The organism is Roseovarius sp., assembly GCF_040223625.1.
Taxonomy (GTDB): domain Bacteria; phylum Pseudomonadota; class Alphaproteobacteria; order Rhodobacterales; family Rhodobacteraceae; genus Roseovarius.
Genome location: NZ_JAVKFX010000039.1, coordinates 163,660 through 188,924, shown reverse-complemented (window position 1 = coordinate 188,924; position 25,265 = coordinate 163,660). Strand labels below are relative to the sequence as shown.

25 protein-coding genes are annotated in these 25,265 nt (G+C 67.6%); 22 read left to right on the top strand and 3 right to left on the bottom strand.

The window, feature by feature from the left end; translation table 11 throughout:
* Together ugpE and ugpC are read left to right on the top strand one after the other, a co-directional pair.
* The gene (ugpE, locus tag RLN94_RS12465) at nt 1–846 is read left to right on the top strand and encodes a sn-glycerol-3-phosphate ABC transporter permease UgpE (protein WP_350128721.1); all 846 of its coding nucleotides are present in this window, start codon (nt 1–3) and stop codon (nt 844–846) included.
* A gap of 5 nt (nt 847–851) precedes the next feature.
* Nucleotides 852–1,907 carry a sn-glycerol-3-phosphate ABC transporter ATP-binding protein UgpC gene (ugpC, locus tag RLN94_RS12460; RefSeq protein ID WP_350128718.1) on the top strand — a complete coding sequence of 352 codons (1,056 nt, stop codon included), beginning with the start codon at nt 852–854 and terminating at the stop codon, nt 1,905–1,907.
* 10 nt (nt 1,908–1,917) lie between these two features.
* On the opposite strand, the gene RLN94_RS12455 is transcribed toward ugpC, so the two are convergent.
* Both RLN94_RS12455 and RLN94_RS12450 read right to left on the bottom strand, forming a co-directional pair.
* On the bottom strand, nt 1,918–2,667 hold the full coding sequence (locus RLN94_RS12455; protein WP_350128715.1) for a cupin domain-containing protein: 750 nt from the start codon (nt 2,665–2,667) through the stop codon (nt 1,918–1,920).
* A gap of 31 nt (nt 2,668–2,698) precedes the next feature.
* The gene (locus RLN94_RS12450; protein ID WP_350169044.1) at nt 2,699–3,313 is read right to left on the bottom strand and encodes a GNAT family N-acetyltransferase; all 615 of its coding nucleotides are present in this window, start codon (nt 3,311–3,313) and stop codon (nt 2,699–2,701) included.
* A 380-nt stretch (nt 3,314–3,693) separates the two neighbouring features.
* On the opposite strand from RLN94_RS12450, the gene RLN94_RS12445 reads away from it, so the two are divergent.
* The 19 genes from RLN94_RS12445 to preA all read left to right on the top strand — a co-directional run bounded on the left by RLN94_RS12445 (nt 3,694) and on the right by preA (nt 23,789).
* Complete coding sequence (locus RLN94_RS12445; protein ID WP_350128709.1) at nt 3,694–4,815, top strand: ABC transporter substrate-binding protein; 1,122 nt, start codon at nt 3,694–3,696, stop codon at nt 4,813–4,815.
* Nucleotides 4,816–4,929: 114 nt separating this feature from the next.
* The gene (locus tag RLN94_RS12440) at nt 4,930–5,871 is read left to right on the top strand and encodes an ABC transporter permease (RefSeq protein WP_350128706.1); all 942 of its coding nucleotides are present in this window, start codon (nt 4,930–4,932) and stop codon (nt 5,869–5,871) included.
* Nucleotides 5,868–6,680, top strand: coding sequence for an ABC transporter permease (locus RLN94_RS12435; protein ID WP_350128703.1), 813 nt, complete (start codon nt 5,868–5,870; stop codon nt 6,678–6,680). Before RLN94_RS12440 ends, RLN94_RS12435 begins: the two co-directional genes overlap by 4 nt.
* Nucleotides 6,681–6,686: 6 nt before the next feature.
* Nucleotides 6,687–7,781 (top strand): ABC transporter ATP-binding protein, encoded by a 1,095-nt coding sequence (locus tag RLN94_RS12430; protein WP_350128700.1) that lies wholly within the window; start codon nt 6,687–6,689, stop codon nt 7,779–7,781.
* A 39-nt stretch (nt 7,782–7,820) separates the two neighbouring features.
* The gene (locus RLN94_RS12425) at nt 7,821–8,495 is read left to right on the top strand and encodes a TetR family transcriptional regulator C-terminal domain-containing protein (protein WP_350128697.1); all 675 of its coding nucleotides are present in this window, start codon (nt 7,821–7,823) and stop codon (nt 8,493–8,495) included.
* Between the two features lie 4 nt (nt 8,496–8,499).
* Complete coding sequence (locus tag RLN94_RS12420) at nt 8,500–10,569, top strand: oxidoreductase (RefSeq protein WP_350169042.1); 2,070 nt, start codon at nt 8,500–8,502, stop codon at nt 10,567–10,569.
* Nucleotides 10,566–13,100: an oxidoreductase gene (locus RLN94_RS12415; protein ID WP_350158473.1), complete on the top strand. Its 2,535-nt coding sequence runs from the start codon at nt 10,566–10,568 to the stop codon at nt 13,098–13,100. The genes RLN94_RS12420 and RLN94_RS12415 overlap by 4 nt, the downstream gene beginning before the upstream one ends.
* Complete coding sequence (locus RLN94_RS12410; protein ID WP_350128688.1) at nt 13,097–13,324, top strand: hypothetical protein; 228 nt, start codon at nt 13,097–13,099, stop codon at nt 13,322–13,324. Before RLN94_RS12415 ends, RLN94_RS12410 begins: the two co-directional genes overlap by 4 nt.
* The gene (locus RLN94_RS12405; protein ID WP_350128685.1) at nt 13,314–15,281 is read left to right on the top strand and encodes an oxidoreductase; all 1,968 of its coding nucleotides are present in this window, start codon (nt 13,314–13,316) and stop codon (nt 15,279–15,281) included. Before RLN94_RS12410 ends, RLN94_RS12405 begins: the two co-directional genes overlap by 11 nt.
* Before the next feature lie 134 nt (nt 15,282–15,415).
* Nucleotides 15,416–15,859, top strand: a complete 444-nt coding sequence (locus tag RLN94_RS12400) for a hypothetical protein (RefSeq protein ID WP_350128682.1) — start codon at nt 15,416–15,418, stop codon at nt 15,857–15,859.
* The gene (locus tag RLN94_RS12395; RefSeq protein WP_350128679.1) at nt 15,856–16,512 is read left to right on the top strand and encodes a MotA/TolQ/ExbB proton channel family protein; all 657 of its coding nucleotides are present in this window, start codon (nt 15,856–15,858) and stop codon (nt 16,510–16,512) included. The genes RLN94_RS12400 and RLN94_RS12395 overlap by 4 nt, the downstream gene beginning before the upstream one ends.
* Nucleotides 16,513–16,537: 25 nt before the next feature.
* Nucleotides 16,538–16,894: a biopolymer transporter ExbD gene (locus RLN94_RS12390; RefSeq protein WP_350128751.1), complete on the top strand. Its 357-nt coding sequence runs from the start codon at nt 16,538–16,540 to the stop codon at nt 16,892–16,894.
* Nucleotides 16,891–17,277, top strand: coding sequence for an ExbD/TolR family protein (locus RLN94_RS12385; protein ID WP_350128676.1), 387 nt, complete (start codon nt 16,891–16,893; stop codon nt 17,275–17,277). The genes RLN94_RS12390 and RLN94_RS12385 overlap by 4 nt, the downstream gene beginning before the upstream one ends.
* Nucleotides 17,274–18,494, top strand: coding sequence for a TonB family protein (locus RLN94_RS12380; RefSeq protein ID WP_350128673.1), 1,221 nt, complete (start codon nt 17,274–17,276; stop codon nt 18,492–18,494). Before RLN94_RS12385 ends, RLN94_RS12380 begins: the two co-directional genes overlap by 4 nt.
* A 165-nt stretch (nt 18,495–18,659) precedes the next feature.
* Nucleotides 18,660–19,268 carry a cob(I)yrinic acid a,c-diamide adenosyltransferase gene (cobO, locus tag RLN94_RS12375; protein ID WP_300891190.1) on the top strand — a complete coding sequence of 203 codons (609 nt, stop codon included), beginning with the start codon at nt 18,660–18,662 and terminating at the stop codon, nt 19,266–19,268.
* A 91-nt stretch (nt 19,269–19,359) separates the two neighbouring features.
* Nucleotides 19,360–20,127, top strand: coding sequence for an FCD domain-containing protein (locus RLN94_RS12370; protein ID WP_350128670.1), 768 nt, complete (start codon nt 19,360–19,362; stop codon nt 20,125–20,127).
* Nucleotides 20,128–20,247: 120 nt separating this feature from the next.
* Complete coding sequence (locus RLN94_RS12365; protein ID WP_350128667.1) at nt 20,248–21,570, top strand: NAD(P)-dependent oxidoreductase; 1,323 nt, start codon at nt 20,248–20,250, stop codon at nt 21,568–21,570.
* A gap of 20 nt (nt 21,571–21,590) precedes the next feature.
* Nucleotides 21,591–22,451 carry a class I SAM-dependent methyltransferase gene (locus tag RLN94_RS12360; RefSeq protein ID WP_350128664.1) on the top strand — a complete coding sequence of 287 codons (861 nt, stop codon included), beginning with the start codon at nt 21,591–21,593 and terminating at the stop codon, nt 22,449–22,451.
* 33 nt (nt 22,452–22,484) lie between these two features.
* Nucleotides 22,485–23,789, top strand: a complete 1,305-nt coding sequence (gene preA, locus RLN94_RS12355; protein WP_350128661.1) for an NAD-dependent dihydropyrimidine dehydrogenase subunit PreA — start codon at nt 22,485–22,487, stop codon at nt 23,787–23,789.
* Nucleotides 23,790–23,793: 4 nt separating this feature from the next.
* Here preA and RLN94_RS12350 read toward each other — a convergent pair whose 3' ends face one another.
* On the bottom strand, nt 23,794–24,330 hold the full coding sequence (locus RLN94_RS12350; RefSeq protein ID WP_350128658.1) for an AAA family ATPase: 537 nt from the start codon (nt 24,328–24,330) through the stop codon (nt 23,794–23,796).
* Between the two features lie 269 nt (nt 24,331–24,599).
* Here RLN94_RS12350 and RLN94_RS12345 point away from each other — a divergent pair, with 269 nt between their 5' ends.
* Nucleotides 24,600–25,244, top strand: coding sequence for an SGNH/GDSL hydrolase family protein (locus RLN94_RS12345; RefSeq protein ID WP_350128655.1), 645 nt, complete (start codon nt 24,600–24,602; stop codon nt 25,242–25,244).
* The last annotated feature ends 21 nt before the right edge of the window (nt 25,245–25,265 follow it).

The window sequence follows — 25,265 nt, the reverse complement described above, 5'->3', positions numbered from 1 at the left end:
ATGGTCGAAAACCGCCCCCTCCTCAGCATCGTCCAGCACGGGCTTCTGATCCTTGGCACAGCACTCTTCGCCTTCCCGATCTACGTGGCCTTCATCGCCTCGACCCACACCGCCCGCGAGGTGGGCAGCGGCATACCCCTCCTGCCGGGCGGCGAGCTCTTCACCAACTACGCGCAGGTGCTGGGCGAAGGCCTCTCCTCCGTCGGCGCCCCGCCCATCGGCCTGATGCTCCTGAACTCGGCGATCATGGCCATCGCCATCACCGCCGGCAAGATCGCCATCTCGCTCCTTTCGGCCTTCGCCATCGTCTATTTCCGCTTCCCCTTCCGCGTACTGGCCTTCTGGACGATCTTCATCACCCTGATGCTGCCGGTCGAGGTGCGCATCCTGCCCACGTATGAGGTCGTTGCCCAGCTCGGCATGCTCAACTCCTATGCCGGCCTCTCCATCCCGCTGATCGCCTCGGCCACCGCCACCTTCCTCTTCCGGCAGTTCTTCATGACCGTCCCGGACGAGCTGACCGAGGCCGCCCGCGTCGACGGCGCCGGCCCGCTGAAATTCTTCCGCGACATCCTGATCCCGCTCAGCCGCACCAACCTCGCCGCCCTGTCGGTGATCCTCTTCATCTATGGCTGGAACCAGTATCTCTGGCCGCTCCTCGTGACCACGGATGAAAGCTATTACACCGTCGTCATGGGCATCCAGCGCATGGCCAACGCGGGCGAGGAACAGCCGCTCTGGAACCTGATCATGGCCACCGCCATCCTCGCCATGCTGCCCCCCGTCATGGTCATCATCGGGATGCAGCGCCTCTTCGTGCGCGGCCTCGTCGAAACCGAGAAGTAAGAACAATGTCAGACATCGCCATCGAACACGTCCGCAAGGTCTATTCCGGGGGGGTCGAGGTGATCCCCGACCTCTCCCTCTCCATCGACGCGGGCGAGCTTTGCGTGCTGGTCGGCCCCTCGGGCTGCGGCAAGTCCACCCTCCTGCGCATGGTCGCAGGCCTTGAAACCGTCACCGGCGGCGAGATCCGCATCGGCGGGCGGCGCGTCAACGATCTCGAACCGGTCGAGCGCGACATCTCCATGGTCTTCCAGAACTACGCGCTCTACCCGCACATGACCGTCTACGACAACATGGCCTACGGCCTGCGCAACCGGGGAGAGCCGAAGGACCGGATTGACGCGGCCGTGCGCGAGGCGGCGCAAACCCTCGGCCTGTCCGACTTCCTCGACCGCAAGCCCCGCCAGCTTTCCGGCGGTCAGCGCCAGCGCGTCGCCATGGGCCGCGCCATCGTCCGCGACCCCACCGCCTTCCTCTTCGACGAACCGCTCTCGAACCTCGACGCCAAGCTGCGGGTGAAGACCCGCGTCGAGATCCGCGCCCTGCAACAGCGCCTCGGCACCACCTCGATCTACGTCACCCACGATCAGCTCGAGGCGATGACGCTCGCCGACAAGCTGGTCATCATGAACGCGGGCCAAATCGAACAGGCCGGCCCGCCCCTCGAAATCTACGAAAACCCCGCCTCTGTCTTCGTCGCGGGCTTCATCGGCTCGCCGCCGATGAACTTCCTGCCCGGCACCGCCACCGGCGAGGGCGTCACGCTCGAGACCGGCCAGCAACTCACCCCCGACCGCCCCGCCATCGGCCCGGTCACCATCGGCATCCGCCCCGAGCACCTGTCGCCCAGCGCCAATGGCCCTCTGCTCCTTCAGGTACAGGTCGTCGAACGCCTCGGCGCCACGGCCAACGTGCATGGCGTGCTCAAGGACACCGGCACCGAACTGGTGGCCAGCGTCACCGGCCCCGACATTCCCCGGCCTGGCGACACCCTGCCGCTCGCGCCGCATCCCGGCGCGCTGCATTTCTTCTCGGCCGAGACAGGCCAGCGGCTGGAATAGCCAGCCCCGCTCACATGTCCACGATCGCGTAATACTTCCGAAGCGGCACGTCGCTTTTCCAACTGCAGACCGTGCCCTTCGGGATGAACAGGAACTCCCCCGGCCCGAACCGGTGCTCGGTGCCGTCCTCCTCGGTGATCACCGCCTCCCCTTCGAGGATCTGGCACATCTCGTGGACCGAGAACGGGCCCATCTCCGTCTCGAACGGCGTCGTCTCCCACATGCCGACGAACATCGTGCCGTCATCGTTGGTGAAGGCCGGCGCATCGCGCTGCTCGCCACCGCCAAGCGACTCTGCCTCCGGCGCCAGCTTGCCCTCCAGCGCCACCGGGTCCATCACCACGACACCGCCCTCGGCGCTGTCGATCTCCGGCACGGCCTTCTTCTCGTCATGCAGCAGGAGGAAGAACTTGCGCAGATACGGCGCCTCCTGAGTCCAGCTCACCGGGACGCCGTTGCGCACGGCAAAGGATTGCCCGGTCTCGACCGGCACGGTCCCGCTATCGCTCACCATGTCCAGCCGCCCGTCCAGCAGGTACATGAACTCGTCCCCCGGATAGGGGCCGGGCTTCTCCTGCATTGCTGTCGAGGTCCACACCCCCACGGTCAGCCCGATGCGCTCGTCGGTAAAATACGCGTGGATCGTCTGCTCCGGCACGTCCGAGCCCGGCGCGAACCCCGCCGGGTCCACCTCCATCGGCTGAAGCCCCTCGCCCACCGGGCCGTCCGGTTCAAACCGTATCACACCTGTCTTCGTCATCCTTCAACCTCCCTTGTTGCCGCCGGAACCGTCACCCGGCCCGGCGCTTCGTTTCCCATTCGGCCCTCGTGATCGAGAACCCGCAACAGTCGCAGTCATAGGCGCGGCGCATCCCCTCATGCCGCAGCCCGCATTTCGTCAGCACATGCTGCGAGGCCACGTTGCCAGGGTCGGTCGTGGCCTTGATCTCGTCAAGAATGGTGCTCTCGAAGGCGAATTCCAGAAGGCGCGTACAGGCCTCCGTTGCGAATCCCTGCCCCCACGCCTCGCGCACCAGCATGTAGCCCACCTCGATCTCCGCCTCCGGATAGCGCTCCGGCACCACCAGCGACCAGTCGGTATCGTCAAGCTCCACCGGCAGCGGCAAGAGGATCGACGAGCCGATCTTCTCGCCCGTATCCTTCCGCGTCACCGTCCAGATCCCGATCCGCCCGCCGGCGCCCCGCCGGGTGATCACCGGCATCTCGGCCGCCAGCTCCGCCTCGGTGAAAGTATCGCAGACATAGCGCACCACCTCCGGGTCGGTGAACAGCCGGACCGACAGCGCCAGGTCACCGGCATCACCGGCCAGCGGCCGCAGCCTCAGCCGGGGCGTTTCGAGCACCAGCTCGGCCGGCGAAAGCGGTACGATACCGCACGAAGTCATGTCCCTCTCAGCCATCGCACCGCCCTCCGGCCCGCGCGGGGCACCCCCGGCACGAGGCGGCAAAACAATGTTTCGCACCCGCGCGGGCCAACGTGTAAATAGCTGGAAAACAAGACATTTTTTACCTCACCTAAGATTGCCCAATCCTTGGGCAACCCACCACCCTGCGATCAGGATACCCGAATATTGTATTGACTCGCGATCCAAAGCAACTCATCCATTGAATGAGTATTCAATTGGTTTCGGCCCGATCCGGCCGCCGCCAAGGGGGTGCCACCACAACGAAAAAGACCCGAACGCGCCGCAAGACGCGCGACGGGACAAAGACGAAAACTCATAGGACGGCCGCCAACAGGCCGACACAACAGGGAGACCACCAAATGGATGTCTTGGACCAACTCGGTTCGGTGCGCGAAGGCAAGCTCAGCCGCCGCGCCTTCACGAAATCACTGCTCGCCGCCGGCGTTGCCGTCACCGCGGTGCCCATGGGCGGCCGCCGCGCGATGGCCGCGCCCGACGATCAGGCGACCTTCTTCACCTGGGGCGGCTACGACATTCCCGACCTTTTCGGCGAGTATCAGGAGAAACACGGCGAACTGCCCAACTTCTCGATCTTCGGCGGCTCGGAAGAGGCGCTCACCAAGATGCGCGGCGGCTTCGTCGTCGATGTCTCTCACCCCTGCAACCAGGCCCTGCCGCGCTGGGTGGCCAGCGAGCTGTTCCAGCCGGTCGAAACCTCCAAGCTCGACCACTGGGGCGACGTGATGCCCGAACTCGTCGACCTGCCCGGCAACGATGCCGAGAACGGCAATGTCTGGATGGTGCCGTTCGATTGGGGCCAGACCTCGATCACCTACCGCACCGACCTCGTCGATGTGGAGGAAGAGAGCTGGGACATGCTCTGGAACGAGGAATACAAGGGCAAGCTGGGCAGCCTCGCGGCCGGGGCCGACGCCTGGTGGGTCGGCGCGATCAAGGCCGGCATCCCGTTCGAGGAGCTCGACACGCCCGAAGCCTTCGAGAAGATCGCCGCCGTCATGCGCGAACAGCGCCCGCTGATCCGCACCTATACCGACGACACCACCACGCTTGAACAGGCGCTCGCCTCGGGCGAGCTGGTCGCGGCGATGACATGGAACAGCTCCGCCGCCCTGCTGAAATCCGAGGGTGTGCCGGTCAAGTTCGCCGACCCCAAGGAAGGCGCGATGACCTGGGTCTGCGGCGTCATGATGCACAAGGACGCGCCGAAGCCCGACCGCGCCTACGACGTGATCGACTCGCTGCTCAGCGTCGAGACCGGCAAGTTCATGATCGGCGAGTACGGCTACGGACACTCCAACGCGAAGGCGTTCGAGGCGTTCGACCAGGAAACGCTGGCCGGCCTGGGCCTGAGCTCGAACCCGGCCGACATCCTGCAGGCGGGCCACTTCCAGATCCCGCAGTCGCAGGAATGGGAAACCAAGATGAACGCCATGTTCGAAGAGATCAAGGCCGGCTTCTGAGCCGTCCCGATCGGGGCCCGCGGCACCCAACCCGTGCCGCGGGCCGGTTTCGACAGCCGCGCCCGCCGGCCCACCTGGGCCGGACGGCGTGCCAACAAGGCGGACCCCTTCCCAATGAGCGACCACTCCCTAAGCGCCTCCACCTCCGACCCGGATCCTGAAAGGCCGGCCCCGCGGGCCGGCTGGTTCGAACGCCTGATCTACCGGTCCGAGGCGGCCCGCGGTTTCGGCCTGCTGGCCCCCACGCTGATCTTCATGCTGACGGTCATCCTGGTGCCCTTCGCCATCCTGATCGTCATGAGCCTGTGGAGCGCGGCCGGCTTCGACTTCGACACCACGCTGACCACCAAGAATTACCAGCAGGCCTTCGAACGGCCGATCTACATGGCTCTGCTCGGGCGCTCGCTCTACATGTCGGCCATCGCCACGGTGGCCACGGTCATCCTGTGCTACCCGATGGCCTATTACGTCGCCTTCCACGTCCATCGCAACAAGATGCTCTGGATCGTGCTGATGACCCTGCCGTTCTGGACAAGCTACCTCCTCCGGGTCTTCGCCTGGAAGGTGGTGCTGGGCTACGAGGGCGTCATCAACTCCGCCCTCATGACCGCCGGGCTGATCAACGAACCGCTGCAATTCCTGCTCTACAGCCAGGAGGCGGTGATCATCACGCTGGCCCATGCCTGGGCGGCCTTCGCCATCCTGCCGATCTACGTCTCGCTGGAAAAGATCGACCGCTCGCTGCTCGAGGCGGCAACCGACCTGGGCGACGGCCCGGCGATGCGCTTCTTCCGCATCACCCTGCCGCTCTCGCTGCCCGGCGTGATCGCCGCCAGCCTGCTGATCTTCATCCCGACCACGGGCGATTACATCACCCCGGCACTGCTCGGCGGGCCTGACGGGGCGATGATCGGCAACCTCATCCAGAAGATGTTCGGCCCGATCAACAACTGGCCCATGGGCGCGACGCTCTCGATCGTGCTGATGGTCGTCATCACGCTGATCTGCCTGCTCTACGTCTTCATCATGCTGCTGGTGCGGAGGAAAATCTCATGAGCGACTCCTATATCCGCAAACGCAGCCGCCCGCTGCAGATCTACGCGATCATCTTCATCATCGTGCTCTACGTGCCGGTGCTGTTCATCCCGCTCTTCAGCTTCAACGACTCGATCTACGTGCGCTTCCCGCTCGAAGGGTTCACGCTCAAATGGTATGCCGAACTGTTCCAGCGCGAGCCGGTCTGGAACGCGCTGATGAACAGCGTCAAGGTCGGGCTGGCGGTCTCGGTCATCTCCACCGCCTTCGGCATCTTCGCCGCCAAGGCCATCGCCCGCTACCGCTTCCCCGGGCGCGGGCCGCTGGTGGGGTTCATCATGCTGCCGCTCGTCGTTCCGCTCATCATCTTCGGCGTGGCGCTCCTCGTGCTGCTCAGCCGGCTGGGCATCCCCCTGTCGCTCTGGACGGTGGGCCTCGGCCACCTGATCGTCTGCATGCCCTTCTCCATCGCCACCCTCCTGCCCCGGTTCGAAGGCTTCGACCCGGCGCTCGAGGAAGCCTCGGCCGACCTCGGCGAGAACGCGCTCTGGACCTTCTGGCGCGTCACCCTGCCGATGATCTTCCCCGGCGTGATCGCCAGCCTGATGCTGACCTTCACCGTCTCCTTCGACGAGTTCATCATGGCCTTCTTCCTGAACGGCACGCAGCCCACCCTTCCCCTCTACATCTGGGGCCAGCTGCGCTTCCCGCAGGAATTCCCGTCGGTGCTGGCGCTCTCGTCCTTCGTCATCGCCGCCTCCTTCGTGATCGTCTTCATCGGTCTCTGGATCAACCGCAGCGCCCATGCCGGCGCCATCAAGGTAGAGTAACCCACCATGACGGATGCCTTCATCTCGATACAGAATGTCGACAAGTATTTCGGCAAGTTCCAGGCGATCGACAACGTCTCGATCGACATCGGCCATGGCGAGTTCTTCTCGCTGCTGGGCTCCTCCGGCTGCGGCAAGACCACGCTCCTGCGGATGCTGGCGGGGTTCGAGAATCCCTCCTCGGGCGAGATCTACATCGACGGCCAGCCCATGTCGGACGTGCCGCCGCACTACCGGCCCGTGAACATGGTGTTCCAGAACTACGCCATCTTCCCCCACCTCAACGTGCGCGACAACATCGCCTACGGCCTGCGCCGGCAGAAGCTGTCCCGGGCCAAGCGGAACGAGATGGTCGACGAGATGCTGGCCCTCATCAAGCTGCCCGAATACGGCGACCGCAAGGCCAACGAGCTCTCCGGCGGCCAGCGCCAGCGGATCGCGCTGGCTCGCTCGCTGATCCTGCGGCCCAAGGTGCTGCTGCTCGACGAACCGCTGGGCGCGCTCGACAAGCAGCTGCGCGAGCAGATGCAGCTCGAACTGCGCCAGTTGCAGCGCACCGTCGGCATCACCTTCGTCTTCGTCACCCACGACCAGGAGGAGGCGCTGACGCTCTCCGACCGGATCGCCGTGATGTCGCAGGGCCGCGTGCTTCAGCTCGACACGCCCACCGGGCTCTACGAACGGCCCGGCTCGCGCGACGTCGCTTCCTTCATCGGCACGATGAACTTCTTCGAGGGCAAGGTCTCGAAGGTCGAGGGCACGAAGATCTCGGTCGATGCCGAGGGTCTCGGCGCCATCCAGGGCGACCGCGGCGAACGCGCCTTCGCGGAGGGTGATCGCATCCAGGTCGCCATCCGCCCCGAGAAGCTGGAACTGACCGAGGAGAAACCCAATGGCGGCACCGCGACCGTGCAGGGCACGCTGAAGGATTCCGCATACCTCGGAGAGCGCAGCCACTTCTTCGTCAAGCTCGACGGTCTCGAAAAGCCGGTCGCCGTCTCGACCCAGAACCGGGTCAACGCGATCTCGGCCAGTGGCGAGGCCCGGCCGATCTGGCTGAGCTGGAAGCCCGAAGCCGTCGTCCTGCTGGGCGCCGACTGATCCGATGGCGACACCTTTCGGCATAACACGGGGCGGGCCATGGCGGATGTGAACGGGCGCACGACCAAGCCCGCGAAACCCACCGGCCGCACCGCCTCGCGCGAGGTGCGGCGCCAGCAATTGATCGAGGCGACGATCGAGTCGATCGCCAAGCACGGCATATCCGGCACCACCATGACCACGGTCACGGGCTTCGCCGGCCTGTCCCTAGGCATCGTCAACTTCCACTTCCAGAACAAGCAGAACCTCTACGAGGAAACCCTGCGCCACCTCGCCGACGAACACCGCGACCAGTGGCTCAAATCCGTCCAGAAGGCCGAGCTGACCCCGGTCGCCAAGCTGCTCGCCATCGTCGATGCCAATTTTCACCCGCGCATCTGCAACCGCAAGAACCTCTCCGTCTGGTACAGCTTCTTCGGCGAGGCGCCCTATCGCCACGTCTACCGCAAGATCATGGACGAGATCGACGCCGAGCGCCTGCACTCCATGCGCGAGCTGTTCGAGCGCATCATCGAAGACGGCCAGTACGACGATATCGACGCCGCCGACGTGGCCAACACGATGGAGGCGCTCTACGACGGCTATTCCATCAACATCCTGATCTACCCCGAGAAATTCTCCGGCGCCGATGCCCGTGTGAGGATCCGCGAATTCCTCGCCAACACCTTCCCCCGGCATTTCGATCCGCCCGCCGAACCGGCCCGCAGCAACTGAAATCATGACCCGAGATCCCCGCTACGACATCCTTTTCGAGCCGGTGAAGATCGGCCCCGTGACCGCCCGGAACCGCTTCTACCAGGTTCCGCACTGCAACGGCATGGGCCGCACCTTCCCCTCCTCGATGACCGAGATGCGCCGCGTGAAGGCCGAGGGCGGCTGGGCCGTCGTCTGCACCGAGGAAGTGGAAATCCACCCCTCCGCCGACCACACGCCATGGGCCGGCGGCCGCCTCTGGGAAGACCGTGACATCCCCCTCTTCGCCCGCATGTGCGAGGGCATCCACGAATTCGGCAGCCTTGCCGGGATCGAGCTGAACCACGCCGGCGTCATGACCGCCAACCGCTACAGCCGGATGGCCCCGATGGGCCCCTCGCACCACCCCGTGGCCCTGGCCGACCCGGTGCAGGCCCGCGCCATGGACCTCTCCGACATCCGCGAGTTGCGCCGCTGGCACCGCGACGCCGCCCTGCGCGCCCGCACCGCCGGGGCCGACATCGTCTATGTCTACGCGGGCCACCAGCTCTCGACCATTTCCCACTTCCTCTCGCCCTACCGCAACCGCCGCTCCGACCAGTACGGCGGCTCGCTGGAAAACCGTGCCCGCCTCCTGCGCGAGGTGCTGGCCGACACCAAGGATGCCGTCGGCGACACCTGCGCCGTGGCCCTCCGCTTCGCCGTCGACGAGTTGATGGGCGGCGAGGGCATGACCTGCGACGGCGAAGGCCGCGACCTCGTCGAGATGCTCGCCGAAGAGCCCGACCTCTGGGACGTCAACATTTCCGGCTGGGAGCATGACAGCGCCCCCTCCCGCTTCAAGCAGCAGGGTTTCCAGGACGACTACGTCGCCTTCGTCAAGGGCGTCACGTCGAAACCCGTGGTCGGCGTCGGCCGCTACACCTCGCCAGACGCGATGGTCTCGCTGGTCAAGGGCGGCAAGCTCGATTTCATCGGCGCCGCCCGCCCCTCCATCGCCGACCCGTTCCTGCCGAAGAAGATCGAGGAAGGCCGCATCGAGGACATCCGCGAATGCATCGGCTGCAACATCTGCATCTCGGGCGACATGGGCTTCGCCCCCATGCGCTGCACCCAGAACCCGACAATGGGCGAGGAATGGCGAAAGGGCTGGCACCCCGACCGCATCCCGCCGAAACGCACCGAGGACTCGGTGCTCATCATCGGCGCCGGCCCCGCCGGGCTGGAAGCCGCCCGCGCCCTCGGCCAGCGCGGCCACGAGGTCACCCTCGCCGACGCCCGCTCCGAGGCCGGCGGCCGCCTTGTGGACGAGCGCCGCCTGCCGGGCCTGTCGGAATGGGGCCGCGTGGTCGATTACCGCACCTACCAGATCAGCCAGATGGCCAACGTCCACCTCTACCTCGAAAGCGAGCTCACCGCCGAGACCGCCACCGAGTTCGGCGCCGACCGCATCGTGCTCGCCACCGGCTCGCGCTGGACAGCTGACGGCATCGGCCGCACCAACCCCCGTGGCATCGCCATCGACGAGGGCGCCACCGTCCTCACCCCGGACGACATCATGGACGGCACCGAGCCCTCCGGCCCCGTCGTCATCTTCGACGACGACAATTTCTACATGGGCGGGCTCATGGCCGAGAAGCTCCGCGCCGAGGGCCACGAGGTCACCTTCGTCACCGCCGCGCCCGAGGTGGCGGGCTGGTCCCACAACACGCTCGAACAGCACGTGGTCCAGAGACGCCTGCTCGAGGCGGGCGTGACCCTCATCCTCACCCACAACCTCACCGCCCTGCGCGCTGGCGAGGCCGAACTCGCCTGCGTTTACACCGGCACCCCCCGCACCATCCCCTGCGACACCGCCGTGCTGGTCACCATGCGCCTGCCCGTCGACACCCTCTACCACGACCTCACCGCGCAGAATATCCCCAACGTCACCCGCATCGGCGATGCCTACGCCCCCGGGATCATCGCCGCCGCCGTCTACGCCGGCCACCAATACGCCCGCGACCTGGGCGAGCAGGACAACCGCGCCATTCCGTTCCGCCGCGAACTCACCGAACTCTCCCCGGCCCCCGAACCCCGAAAGGCAGCGGATTGACCCGCGACCCACGCTACGACATCCTCTTCGAGCCGGTGAAGATCGGCCCCGTCACCGCGAAGAACCGCTTCTACCAGGTCCCCCACTGCACCGGCATGGGCTACATGCGCCCCCGGATGCTGGCCGCCATGCGCGGGATCAAGGCCGAGGGCGGCTGGGCCGTGGTCTGTACCGAGTACAACTCCATCCACCCCACCTCCGACGACCTGCCCCACCCCTCCGCCGCGCTCTGGGATGACAGCGATATCCGCGCCCACAGCCTGATGACCGACGCGGTGCATGAGCACGGCGCATTGGCCGGGGCCGAGCTCTGGTATGGCGGCGCCCGCACCGCCAACCTGATGACCCGCGAGGTCTCGATGGACATCGCCTCCATGCCCAACCTCGCCGGCCACCCCTACCAGACCCGCGCGATGGACAAGCAGGACATCCGCAACCTCCGGCTCTGGCACCGCAACGCCGCCATCCGCGCCCGCGATGCGGACTTCGACATCGTCTATGTCTACGCCACCCACACCTACCTGCTCTCCAACTTCCTCCACCCCCGCATCAACACCCGCACCGACGAATACGGCGGCTCGCTGGAAAACCGCGTGCGGCTGGTCCGCGAACTGATCGAGGAAACCAAGGAAGCCGTGGGCGACCGCTGCGCCGTCGCCGTCCGCTTCTCGGCGGACGAGGAGATCGGCGAAGACGGCAAGCCCATCCACGGCGAACGCCGCGACATGCTGGCCATGCTCGCCGACCTGCCAGACCTGTGGGACATCAACATCGCCAATTACTTCGTGGAAATGGGTGTCTCCCGCTACACGCAGGAAGCGGCGCTCGAACCCTACATGTCCTTCGTCAAAAGCGTCACCTCGAAGCCCGTCGTCACCGTCGGCCGCTTCACCTCGCCCGACACGATGGTCTCCCAGGTCAAGCGCGGCATCACCGATTTCATCGGCGCCGCCCGCCCCTCCATCGCCGACCCGTTCCTGCCGTCCAAGATCGAATCCGGCGCGCTGGACACCATCCGCGAATGCATCGGCTGCAATGTCTGCTACGCGGGCGACAGCCTCAGCGTGCCGATCCGCTGCACCCAGAACCCAGCCATGGGCGAGGAATGGCGCCGCGGCTGGCACCCCGAAAAGATCGAACCGAAAGGCTCCGACAGCTCCGTCCTCGTCGTCGGCGCCGGGCCCGCAGGCCTGGAAGCCGCCCGCGCCCTCGGGCAACGCGGCTACAATGTCATGCTGGCCGAGGCCACCCGCACCCTCGGCGGCCGCGCCACCCTCGAATCCGCCCTCCCCGGCATGAGCCCCTATGCCCGCGTCCGCGACTACCGCGAACAGGCGCTGCAACACATGCCCAATGTCGAGATCTTCCGCGAAAGCGCCATGACCGCCGACACCGTGCGCGAGGTCGGCGCCGATCACGTCGTCCTCGCCACCGGCGCCACATGGCGCCGCGACCGCTTCGACGGCGAGGTCTACAAACGCGTCGCCGGTCAGGACATCCCGCTCCTCACCCCCGACGACATCATGGCCGGCAACCTCCCCCAAGGCCCCGTCCTCGTCTACGATGAAGACCGCTACTACATGGGCGGCCTGATCGCCGAGCACCTGCGCGCCAATGGCCTCGACGTCACCCTCGCCACCCCATCCGAGGTCGTCTCCGAATGGGCCGGCAAGACCACCGAACGCTGGTCCGTCCGCACTCGCCTCATGCAGCAGGGCGTCGCCATCGAAGTCGCGCAGAACCTCGAACGCTACGACGGCACCGACGCCACCCTCTCCTGCATCTTCACCGGCACGGAAAAACGACTGCCGGTCTCCTCCGTCGTCATGGTCACCCAGCGCACGCCCAATGACACGCTCTACCACGACCTCCTCGCCTCCGCCGGCGGCGACGCCTCGACCCTCCCCTTCACCCTCAAACGCATCGGCGATTGCGAGGCACCCGCCATCATCGCCGCCGCCGTCCATGCCGGGCACCGCTACGCCCGCGACCTCGACCTGCCGGAAGAAACCACCTGCCTCACCCGCCACGACCGCGTCGACGTGGGCACCACGCTCTCCCAACCCGGCGCGGCCTATTTGGACACGCTGCTCAGGTACTATGAGGAAGAGATCGAGGGCGAAGCCTATTTCCACCGCATCGCCGACCGTCTCTCCACGCCGGACCACGCCGACAAGATGCGCCTGATGGGTGACGTGGAAACCTTCGCCGCCGCCGCAGTCCGCCCGCTGCTCGACAAGTACGGCCTGACCCCGCGACCCGCGGCCGACCTCCACGCGTCCGGCCAGGAACAGGCCGACCGCGAACCGACAGACTGGCCCACCCTCATTGCCGCCATGCAGCAAAGCTTCCCCGGCTATATCGGTGATTTCAAGGGCCTCGAAGCCATGGCCCCGCCCGAGGACCTGCCCGCGCTCAAGGTGCTCACCGCGCATGAATACGCCGCCATCGACTTCCTCGAGCTCGAGGCCTCCAGCGCCGTCGAAAGCACGGCCCCCCTCCGTCGCTACATGGAAACGGGCCGGGCATGAGATACACCCTCCTCGCCCTCCTGCTCGCCACCCCCGCGTTCGCCAACGGCACAGACGAAGCGCAGGACGCCACACCCAACATCTACGGCGAACCCCAGGCGCAATCCGAAGGCGTCCCCCGCGAATGCGACGTCTGCACCGCCCGCCACAAGAGCCTGCAACGCTTGCAGCAGCAACGCCTTTCCCTGCCCGATGAAAAGGCCGACCCCGACAATGACGGCTGACACCGCCTTCCCGACGCTCTTCTCCCCTCTCCGCGTCGGCCCCACCCTCCTCAAGAACCGCATCTTCTCCACCGGCCACATGACGGTGATGCTCGAAGACGGCGTGCCCTCGGCCCGCATGGCCGCCTACCACGGCGCCCGCGCCCAAGGGGGCGCCGGGCTCATCATCATCGAGGCCGCCCGCGCCCACCCCTCCGGCACCTCCGGCCGCGCGGCGATCACCGCCTATGACGACAGTTGCATCCCCGGCTACGAACGCATCATCGCCGCCTGTCGCCCCCACGGCTGCAAGGTCTTCGGCCAGCTCACCCACCCGGGCCGCGAGATGGGCGCTTTGGCCGACGGCACCCAGCCCGTGGCCTACGCCCCTTCCGCCGTGCCGAACGAGCGCTTCCACGTCATGCCCCGCGCCATGCCGCAGGCCCTCATCGCCGAGATCGTCGACGGTTTCGAAGCCGCCGCCGCCCGCCTCGCCCGCGCCGGCCTCGATGGCATCGAGGTACTGGCCTCCCACGGCTACCTCCTGGGCCAGTTCCTCAACCCCCGCACCAACATCCGGCAAGACGCCTATGGCGGCTCCCCCGAAAACCGCCTCCGTTTCATCCGCGAGGTCCTCGCCGCCACCCGTCGCGGCGCCGGCCCCGGCCTCGCCATCGGCCTGCGCCTCTCGGGCGAGGAAAAGGACCATGACGGCCTCGAACAGCCCGAGGTCCTCGCCATCGCAGAGGCCCTTGGCCAGGACGGCATCCTCGACTACCTCAACGTCACCGCCGGCACCTCCGCCGGGCTATCGGGCTCCACCCACATCGTCCCGCCGATGCATTACGAGACGGCCTACACCGCCCCCCTCGCCGCCGCCATCCGCGCGCGCGTCACCCTCCCGATCTTCGTCGCCGGCCGCATCAACCAGCCCCAGATCGCCGAGGAAGTGCTCTCCTCCGGACAGGCCGACATGTGCGGCATGACCCGCGCCATGATCGCCGACCCGCAAATGCCCGCCAAGGCGCAGGCCAACCGCCCCGACGACATCCGCGCCTGCATCGCCTGCAACCAGGCCTGTATCGGCCACATGCTGAATGGCCAGCCCATCTCCTGCATCCAGCACCCCGAGACCGGCCGCGAACTTGAATACGGCACACTCTCCAAGGCCCAAAACCCCAAGCGCGTCCTCGTCATCGGCGGCGGCCCCGCCGGCCTCAAGGCCGCCGCCATCGCCGCCGCCCGCGGCCACCACGTCACCCTCCACGAGGCCACCGCCAACCTCGGCGGCCAGGTCAACCTCGCCCAAACCCTCCCCGGCCGCGCCGAATTCGGCGGCGCCGCCACCAACCTTGCCCACGAGGCCAAATCCGCCGGCGCCGAGATCCGCCTCAACAGCCCCGCCGATCTCTCGCTGATCGAGCAAACCGCCCCCGACGCCGTGATCTGCGCCACCGGCGCCACGCCCTACACCCCCGAGATCCCCGGCGCCGACGAGGCCCATATCCTCACCGCCTGGGACGTCCTTCAGGACAAGGCCAATATCGGCGGCCGCGTCGTCATCGCCGACTGGAAGGGCGACTGGATCGGCCTCGGCCTCGCCGAACGCCTCGCCCGCAACGGCTGCCATGTCCGCCTCGCGGTCAACGGCACCATGGCGGGCCAGTCCATCCCCCAGTACGCCCGCGACGCCTGGCTCGGCACGCTCCACCGCTTGGGCGTCGAGATCCACCCCTACCTCCGCCTCTACGGCGCCGATGCCGAGGACGCCTATTTCCAGCACGTGCTCAGCGGCGAACCGGTGATGCTCGAAGGCGTCGACACGCTCGTCACCTCCCTCGGCCACCAGCCGGTCACGACACTCGCCGACCAGCTCGCCCACTGGCCGGGCGAGCTGCACCTGATCGGCGACTGCCTCACCCCCCGCACGGTCGAGGAAGCCGTCTTCGAAGGGCTCAAGGCCGGCGCCGCGCTCTGACGCGCTATCCCGACAATTTCGATTAGGTATTGCGCCACACGGGGATTTGTGGTGAATCCCATTGATAAACGCCAAGCTGGGACATACCCAAGCCAGGCACGAATCCGTTCAGATCCCATGTCCCGGAGCCCAGCATGACGCGCCACGCCTTCCGCCTTTTCCCCCTCGCCGCCCTCGCCGCCACCTGCCTCACCGCGCCCGCCGCGATGGCCCAGGACACGCCCATCGGCAAGAACGTCATGGTCGAGCTGAACACGGTCAAACCCGGCGACAACGCCTGCGCGCTGACCTTCCTCGTCATCAACGGCCACGACAAGCCGATCGAGAAGGCGGTCTACGAAACCGTCCTCTTCAACGCCGACGGACAGGTCGACCGCCTGACGCTCTTCGATTTCGGCGAACTGCCGCCGGGCCGGCCCCGCGTGCGGCAATTCTCCGTGCCGGGCCTCACATGCGACAATATCGGCCGCGTCCTGATCAACGGCGCCCACGCCTGCACCGCGCCCGAGCTTGACGAGAGCGCCTGCTCCACCGGCCTGCAGGTCAACAGCCGCACCGAGGTGGAGGTGGTCGGATGACCGGACTTCTCGAAGCCCTCCGCCAGGTCGCCGATCTCGGCGGGCCCGTCGTCATGGTCCTGATCGGCGTCTCGGTGCTGACGCTGGCGGTGATCCTCTACAAGCTCTGGCAATTCAAGGCCGCCCATGCCGGGCGCCACCGCGAACTGTCCGAGGCCGTCGCGGCCTGGGATCGCGGCGACCGCGCCGGCGCGCAACAGGCGCTCTCGCGCTCGCGCAGCTACCTCGCCCCGGTCATCGAGATGGCCTTCACCTCCGGCCCCGCCGACGCCGCAAGGCTCGAGGCCGAGGCCGAAACCCGCTTCGCCCGGCTCGAAAGCGGCTTTCGCCTGCTCGATTCCGTGGCCCAGCTCGCCCCCCTTCTCGGCCTCTTCGGCACCGTCCTCGGCATGATCGAGGCGTTCCAGTCGCTCCAGCAGGCCGGCGCACAGGTCGATCCCTCGCTTCTGGCGGGCGGCATCTGGGTGGCGCTCTTGACCACCGCCGTCGGCCTTGCCGTGGCCATGCCCACCGCGCTGGTGCTGAGCTGGTTCGAGGCCCGCATGGACGCCGAGCGCGTCACCGCCGGGCGCGCCATCTCCACCATTCTCTTCCCGCAAGGGGCCGCGCCGGCCGCCGCGCCCGCCCGCGGCGCGGTGCCCGCCGGTGCGTAGATCACGCGCCCGCAAGCGCCTGTCGATGACGTCGCTGATCGACGTCATCTTCCTGCTGCTGCTCTTCTTCATGCTGTCCTCGACCTTCTCGCGCTTCGCCGAGGTCGAGATCAGCGCGGCAGCCGGCGGCGCCGCGGCCCCATCCGACACGCCCCCCGCCTTCCTGCGGCTCAGCCCCGACACGCTCAGCCTCAACGGAGAGGACGTGGAACTCACCGGCCTGAAACCCGCCCTCGACGCGCTGCGCGAAACCGAGGAGACGGAAACCCCCGTCCTCGTCAGCCTGCGTGACGGCGTCAACGCCCAGCGCCTGACCGACCTGCTGGTCGCCCTGCGCTCGGTCGGGCCCGTCCGCGTCACCGTGCTGGGAACCGCCTCATGAGACGCGCGCGCGCCACCCAGAAACGCGAGCCCACCATCGCGCTCATCAACATCGTCTTCCTGATGCTGGTGTTCTTCATGGTGGCCGGCACGCTTGCCCAGCCGCTCGACGGCGATCTCGACCTCGTGCGCACCGCCGATCTCGAAGGGCGCGCGCCGCCCGACACGCTGGTCGTCCACGCCGACGGCCGGCTAAGCTACCGGGGCGAAACCCAGGCTTCGGCCACCGCCTACGTCGCCACCCTCTCCGAGGAGGAGCGCAAGACCATCCGCCTCGTGCCCGACCGCGAACTGCCGGCCCAGACCCTCGTCGACCTCACCCGCGAACTGCGCGGGCAAGGCGCCGAGCGCGTGCTCGTCGTCACCGAACGGGGGCTGCAATGACCGCCTCCTCCCGCCTCGCCAAGACCCTCGCCGCCGCCACGGCGATCACCGTGCACGGGCTGGCGCTCTGGGCCATCACCCCCGATATCGAGATCGAGATGGAAGGCTCAGGCGGTGCGATGCAGGCCAGCCTCGGCAATGCCTTCTCCGACATGGTCGAGGGCACCGTTTCCCCCGCCGAGACCGAGGATCTGACCGAGCCCGACGAGCCCGAGGCAGAGGCCGAACCGACCGAGGCCGATACGACGGAGGCCGACCGGACGGAAGAGCTGACCGAGGAAACACCCCCCGAGGAAACCGCGCAGGACCGGCCGGACGAGGCGCGCGAAGCCGACCCCCCCGAGCAGCAGACCGCCGAGACCACGCCCGAGGAAACCCGCCCCGACGCGCCCCGGCCGGTCGCACAGGACACGCCCGACCAGCCGCAACAGCCCCAACGGGCCGAAACCGCCACCGCGCCGGAAACCCCCGAGGTCGCCGCCGACGTGGCCGTCGCGCAGGACACAGAAACCCCCGAGCCCGAAACCCTGCAACAGACCGCCCCGAACGAGGTCCAGCCGGCAGAGCCGCAGGAAACACCCCTCGCCGCGCTAGAACCGACCCGGCCCGAACCGACCCTCGCCGAACCCGTCACCTCGACCAACCTCGCCGAAAGCGCCGAAACCATCGAGGCCGAGGCCGAAACCTCCCCCGCCGTCTCCCGCTCCCTGCGCCCGAAGACCCGACCGCAGGCGATCGAGGAAGAGCAGGAACGCCTCGCCCGCCAGCGCGAGCAGGAACGGCAGGAGCGGCAGGCCGAGCAGCGCCGCCAGCAGCAGCAACAACAGCAGCAGGCCGCCCGCCAACAGCCGCAGGGCAACGCCACCCGGAACGCCACCACCGGCGCGGCCACCGGCGCCGAGACCACCCGCCAGCAGGCCAACACCGGCACCGGCCGCTCGGCCCAGTCCGGCAACGCGGCGGCCAGCAACTACCCCGGCCAGGTCATGCGCCAGATCTCCCGCGTCCGCCGCCCGCAGGTGGGCTCGCGCGGCACCGCCGTCGTGGCCTTCACCATCTCCGCCAGCGGCGGCCTCTCCGGCCTGTCGCTCGCCCGCAGCTCCGGCAACGGCCGGCTCGATCAGGCGGCGCTCGGCGTCGTCCGCCGCGCCGCCCCCTTCCCGGCCCCGCCCCCCGGCGCCCGCCGCAGCTTCTCGATCAACATCAAGGGCGGCTGACCCGCCACCCTTCCTGCCCCATCCCGGCTTCTTCTTGGCCCAAATACTCCCGGGGGGCCGGGGGCAGAGCCCCCGAAAGGCCACCTCCCGGTCCACCCCCCGCAAAACCCCGCTTGCACCCCGCGCCCCGCTCGCCCAAACTCCGGCGCCAAAGGGAGAGCCAAGATGACCGACGATCCAGACCGCCACGCGATGAAGATGGCCAAGAAGAAGGCCGCCCGCGACAAGATCATGGCCACCAAGACCGACGAGAAGGGCCTGATCATCATCCATACCGGCAAGGGCAAGGGCAAATCCTCGGCCGCCTTCGGGATGATCTTCCGCTGCATCGCCCATGACATGCCCTGCGCCGTGGTACAGTTCATCAAGGGCGGCATGAGCACCGGCGAGCGCGACCTGATCCTGTCCAAATTCTCCGACGCCTGCGCCTTCCACACCATGGGCGAGGGCTTCACCTGGGAAACCCAGGACCGCGAGCGCGACACCGAGATGGCGCAGGCCGCCTGGGAAAAGGCGAAGGAGCTGATCCGGGACGAGAAGAACCGCATGGTCCTGCTCGACGAGATCAACATCGCCCTGCGCTACGACTATCTCGACGTGAACGAGGTGGTGGAGTTCCTGGTCGAGGAAAAGCCCGACATGACCCATGTCGTCCTGACCGGCCGCAACGCCAAGGACGAGCTGATCGAGATCGCCGACCTGGTGACCGAGATGGAGCTGGTGAAGCACCCGTTCCGCTCGGGCGTGAAGGCGCAGATCGGGGTGGAGTTCTGAGCGGCGCGGCCGCTCACGCCCCGCATTGACCCCCGGCCCCGGCAGGGCCATCATGCGCCATCCCCCGCCCTGCCGCCGCCCGGAGCGCCCGATGCCGTTTCACCGTGTCACCCCCGAAAAGCTCTCCACCGCCGTCACCCGGCAGGTGGAAAAGCTGATCCTGCGCGGCATCCTGCGCCCCGGCGAACGTCTCCCGGCCGAGCGGGAGCTGGCCGACCGCCTCGGCGTCTCCCGCCCCAGCCTGCGCGAGGCGATCGGCGAGCTGCAGGAGAAGTGCCTGCTCAAGACCCGCGCCGGCGCGGGCATCTACGTCGCCGACGTGCTGGGCAGCGCCTTTTCCGACGCGCTGATCCAACTGTTCTCCGAACATGACGAGGCGGTCTTCGACTATATCGGCTTCCGCCGCGACCTCGAGGGGCTGGCGGCCGAGCGGGCGGCGCGGCTGGCCTCCGACACCGACCTCAAGGTCGTGGGCGAGGTCTTCGCCAAGATGGAAGCCGCCCACGCCAAGACCAACCCCGCCGACGAGGCCCGCCTCGATGCCGAGTTCCACATGTCGATCATCGAGGCCAGCCACAACGTGGTGATGCTGCACATGATGCGCTCCATGTTCCAGCTCCTGCGCGAGGGCGTGTTCTACAACCGGCAGGTCATGTTCAAGCAGCGCACCACGCGCGGCGCCCTGCTGGATCAGCACCGCGCCATGAACACCGCCCTCCAGGCCCGCGACCCCGAGGCCGCCCGCGCGGCGGTCGAGACCCATCTCACCTATGTCGAGACCTGTCTCCAGGACCAGAAGAAGGCCGACCGGAACGAGGAGATCGCCCGCCAGCGGCTGGCCCACGAACAGTCGCGCTAGGGCGCGCCCCGCAGACAGGGCCTGCCGCAACAGGCTGCATGGCGCCCATTTTTTACCATTTGATAAAAAATAATCCTGTGTCATACTTCCTCAAAACACGGCCAACACGTGGAGGATATCTTGACCCACAACGCCCTTTCGCCGGGGATCGTCCCCGGCAGGCTGCAGGCACAGGATTACGAAGAGAATTTCGCCGACCTGCATGAACCTCTCGACGATCACGAGGCGCTGGTCGCCGCGGATCGTTGCTATTTCTGCCACGACGCGCCCTGCATCACCGCCTGCCCCACCGATATCGACATCCCCCTCTTCATCCGGCAGATCGCCACCGGCACGCCCGAGGCGGCGGCCGAGACGATCCTGGGCCAGAACATCCTCGGCGGCATGTGCGCCCGGGTCTGCCCGACCGAGACGCTCTGCGAAGAGGTCTGCGTGCGCGAGGTGGCCGAGGGCAAACCGGTCCTGATCGGCCAGTTGCAGCGCTACGCCACCGACACTCTGATGGCGAAGGGCAAGCACCCGTTCAAGCGCGCCGAGCCCACCGGCAAGCGCGTCGCCGTCGTCGGCGCCGGCCCCGCCGGCCTCTCCTGCGCGCACCGGCTGGCCATGCACGGCCATGACGTGGCGCTCTATGACGGGCGCGAAAAGCCCGGCGGGCTGAACGAATACGGCATCGCCGCCTACAAGACGGTCGGCGGCTTCGCCCAGGCCGAGGTCGACTGGCTGCTCCAGATCGGCGGCATCAAGGTCGAGACCGGCAAGCGGCTGGGGCGCGATCTGTCGCTCGATGCCCTGCGCGATCAGTATGACGCGGTCTTCCTCGGCGTGGGGCTCGGCGGCGTGAACGCGCTCGGGCTCGAGGCCGAGGACAAGGACGGCATCGCCGACGCCGTCGATTTCATCGCCGAGCTGCGGCAGGCCAGCGATCTCTCCGCCCTCCCCGTTGGCCGCGACGTGGTGGTCATCGGCGGCGGCATGACCGCCGTCGACGCCGCCGTGCAGGCCAAGCTTCTGGGCGCGCTTAACGTCAGCCTCGTCTACCGCCGGGGCCGCGACCGGATGAACGCCTCCGTCTACGAACAGGATCTCGCCGCCTCCAAGGGCGTGCGGATCATCACCAACGCCACCCCCGTCGCCATCCACGGCAACGGCGCCGTGCGCGAGGTCGAGTTCGAATATACCGACGACACCCTCGCCCCCACCGGCGAACGCTTCCGCCTTCCCGCCGACCAGCTCTTCAAGGCCATCGGCCAGGCGCTCGATGCCGACGGCCTGCCGAAACTCGACGGCCGCAAGATCGCCGTCACCGGCGCCGGCCGCACCAGCGTCGAGCGCGTCTGGGCCGGCGGAGACTGCGCCGCGGGCGGCGACGACCTGACGGTGACCGCCGTGGCCGAGGGGCGCGATGCCGCCGAAGATATCCACGCAAGCCTCGTTTCGTGATAGGTTTGGCCGACATGGTCATGACCCGCGAAAGGGATACCGCGATGGAGAGCCTCGAAACCCGTGTGGCCGATCACTACGCGGTCGACCGGATCGTCGACACGATCAGGAAGGCGCTGGAACGCGCCGGCGCCGATCCCGACGCGCCAAGGCCGGAAGACCTCAAGCCGGTGGACGAGTTCCACACCGGCGGGCAGGAGGCGACCGACGCGCTGCTGAACCAGCTCGACATCACGAAGGACACCCGCGTGCTCGACATCGGCTGCGGCATCGGCGGCACCGCCCGCCATGTCGCGGCGCGGGCGGGCTGCCACGTCACCGGCGTCGACCTGACGCCGGATTACATCACCGCGGCCAAGACGCTGAGCAAGCTGGTCGGTCTCGACACCCTCACCACCTTCAAGACCGGCAGCGCGCTCGACCTGCCGGTGACCGACAAGGCCTTCGATGTCGTCCTGATGTTCCATGTCGGCATGAATATCGACGACAAGAAAAGCCTTTTCGCCGAGGTCGCCCGCGTGCTCGCCCCCGGCGGCACCTTCGCCCTCTTCGACGTGATGCGGCTCTCCGATGCGCCGCTGAACTTCCCCTTTCCGTGGGCCGAAACCTCCGGGTACTCCTTCGTCGACCCGCCCGAGATGTACCGCGAGGCCGCCGAGAACGCCGGCCTCGGCCAGCTCGAGGAGCGCAACCGCCTCGACTTCGCGCTCGACTTCTTCAACCGGGCCTTCGCGCGCATGGAAAAGGCCGGCGGCGCACCGCCCCTGGGCATCCACCTGCTGATGGGGACCACCGCGAAGGAAAAGCTGCAGAACTACGTCACCCACATATCCGCCGGCGACATCGCCCCGGTCGAAATGATCTTCCGCGCGCCGAACTAGGGCGTGCAGGCAACAGGGAAAGGACCAGACACAATGGCCGATCTGACATCCAACTTCATCGGGATCAAATCCCCCAACCCGTTCTGGCTGGCCTCGGCCCCGCCGACGGACAAGGAATACAACGTCCGACGCGCCTTCGAGGCCGGCTGGGGCGGCGTGGTCTGGAAGACGCTGGGCGAGGAAGGCCCGCCCATCGTCAACGTGAACGGCCCGCGCTACGGCGCCATCTGGGGCGCCGACCGGCGGCTTCTGGGGCTCAACAACATCGAACTCATCACCGATCGCCCGCTCCAGACCAACCTCGACGAAATGGCGCGGGTCAAGAAGGATTACCCCGACCACGCGATCATCGCCTCGCTGATGGTCCCGGTAGAGGAGGAGAGCTGGAAGGCCATCCTCGAGAAGGTGGCGGCCACCGGCTGTGACGGGGTCGAGCTGAACTTCGGCTGCCCCCACGGGATGAGCGAGCGCGGCATGGGTTCCGCCGTGGGCCAGGTGCCCGAATACGTCCAGCAGGTCGCCGAATGGTGCAAGAAGCACACCGACCTGCCGGTGATCGTCAAGCTGACGCCAAACATCACCGATATCCGCAAGCCCGCGCAGGCGGCCAAGGATGGCGGCGCCGACGCGGTGTCGCTGATCAACACGATCAACTCGATCACCGGGGTCGACCTCGACATCTTCGCCCCCGAGCCCACCATCGACGGCAAGGGCGCCCATGGCGGCTATTGCGGCCCGGCGGTGAAACCCATCGCGCTCAACATGGTGGCCGAGATCGCCCGCACGCCCGAATTGCAGGGCCTGCCCATCTCGGGCATCGGCGGCGTGACCACATGGAAGGACGCGGCCGAGTTCATGGCGCTCGGCGCCGGCAACGTGCAGGTCTGTACCGCCGCGATGACCTACGGCTTCAAGATCGTGCAGGAGATGATCTCGGGCCTCTCGCATTACATGGACGAGAAGGGCTTCACCTCGGTCGACGAACTGGTGGGCCGCGCCGTGCCGAACCTCTCCGACTGGCAGCACCTCAACCTCAACTACGTCACCAAGGCCCGCATCGACCAGGACGCCTGCATCAAGTGCGGCCGCTGCTTTGCGGCCTGCGAGGATACCAGCCACCAGGCCATCTCGATGTCCGAAGACCGCGTCTTTGAGGTGATCGACGCGGAATGCGTCGCCTGCAACCTCTGCGTCAATGTCTGCCCGGTCGAGCATTGCATCACCATGGAACGGCTTGCCCCCGGCGAGGTCGACCAGCGCACCGGCAAGGTGGTCGAGGAGGACTACGCCAACTGGACGATGCATCCCAACAACCCCGGCGCCTGCGCGGCGGAGTGATCCGTCAGCCAAGCCGCGACAGAAGAAAATCGGCGCGCGCCCGCACGCCGGTTTTCGGCAGGATGATGGCCTCGTAGCCCAGCGCCTCGAAGGCGGCGAGCAACCTTCGATACTCTGCTTCCGCCTCCGCCATGCCATGCCGCCGCTCGGCATCGGCGGCGAATATCTCCGGCCACGGCGGCGTCAGGAACACCTCGCGATGAAAGCGGGGCACATCGCCCAGCGTCTCCGCCACCGGCCCCCCCGCCGCATGCTCCAGCGCCACCGCCGCGTCGATCAGGCCGCGGTCGAAGACCACCCAGCCCTGACGCCCCGCCACCGTCGCCCGATCCTCCCCCGCAAGGGCCACCGCCCGCCGGGCAAATGCCGCCATGTCCACCCACGGCAACGCCCGGCCCTCGCCCCGGCTCTCCTCGGCCACGATGCGCCGGCCCGGCTCCGGCACGGTCGCAATCCCCCGCCGCGCCAGCTCGTCGAGCAACGTGGATTTCCCGCCACCGGAGCAGCCGGACAGGATGACATGGTTTGAGGTATCGGGCATGGGAAGCTCCTTAACGGTCAGGCCCAAACATCAGGCTGCGACAGAAAATGGGCGGGGAAACACCAACAGGCCAGTTGCCCACCCGCGAAGCACCAAGACCTGCGCGAACACGCTTGGCCCCGCCCGCCCCGGGCTTGACCCGGGGCCTCTGCTTCCATGCCACGGGGCCCCGGGTCAGGCCCGGGGCGCGAAGATCTCATATTACCGCCACTCGCAAAACTCCGCCGCCCCACCTTGATCCCACCCCCGAACGGATCACTTCCCCTTGAATGAAACACCTGCTTCTCCTTTCCCTCCTCTTCCTCGCCGCCTGCGGCCGCGGCGTTCCCGATCAGGCCCGCATCGTCGTCGCCGGCGATTCCGTCATGGCCTGGAACCGCTCCGCCGGTGCCTCCGTCGCCGACCAGCTTCAGGCGCGGCTCGGCGAACCGGTGGGCGATGTCTCGCTCCCGCTGGCCAGGGTGACGGGCGGCGCCGGCCCTCTCAACATCCCCACCCAGCTTCAAGGCATCACCGTCAGCCACGTCGTCCTGAACGGCGGGGCCAACGACCTGACCAGCTGTGAGTGCGGCCGGTGCAGCGCCATTCTCGACCGGCTGATTTCCGAGGACGGCACGAGCGGCGCGATCCCCGCGCTGGTCGCCGATCTGCGGCGGCGCGGGTCGCGGGTGATCTGGGCCGACTACTACACCTCGCCGAGATACGCAGGCACGGCCTGCGAGCCCCGCTACAAGGTGCTGGAATCGCGCCTTGGCCGGATGGCCGCCCGCGACCCCGGCGTCACCCTCGCCGACATGGACGACGTCTTCCGCCCCGACGACCTGACCCTCTTCGCGTCGGACAAGACCCACCCCTCGCAGAAGGGCTCGGCCCGCATCGCCGACCTGATCGCGCCGTTGCTGACGCGCCGATGACGATTTCTTCGCCATCGCCCT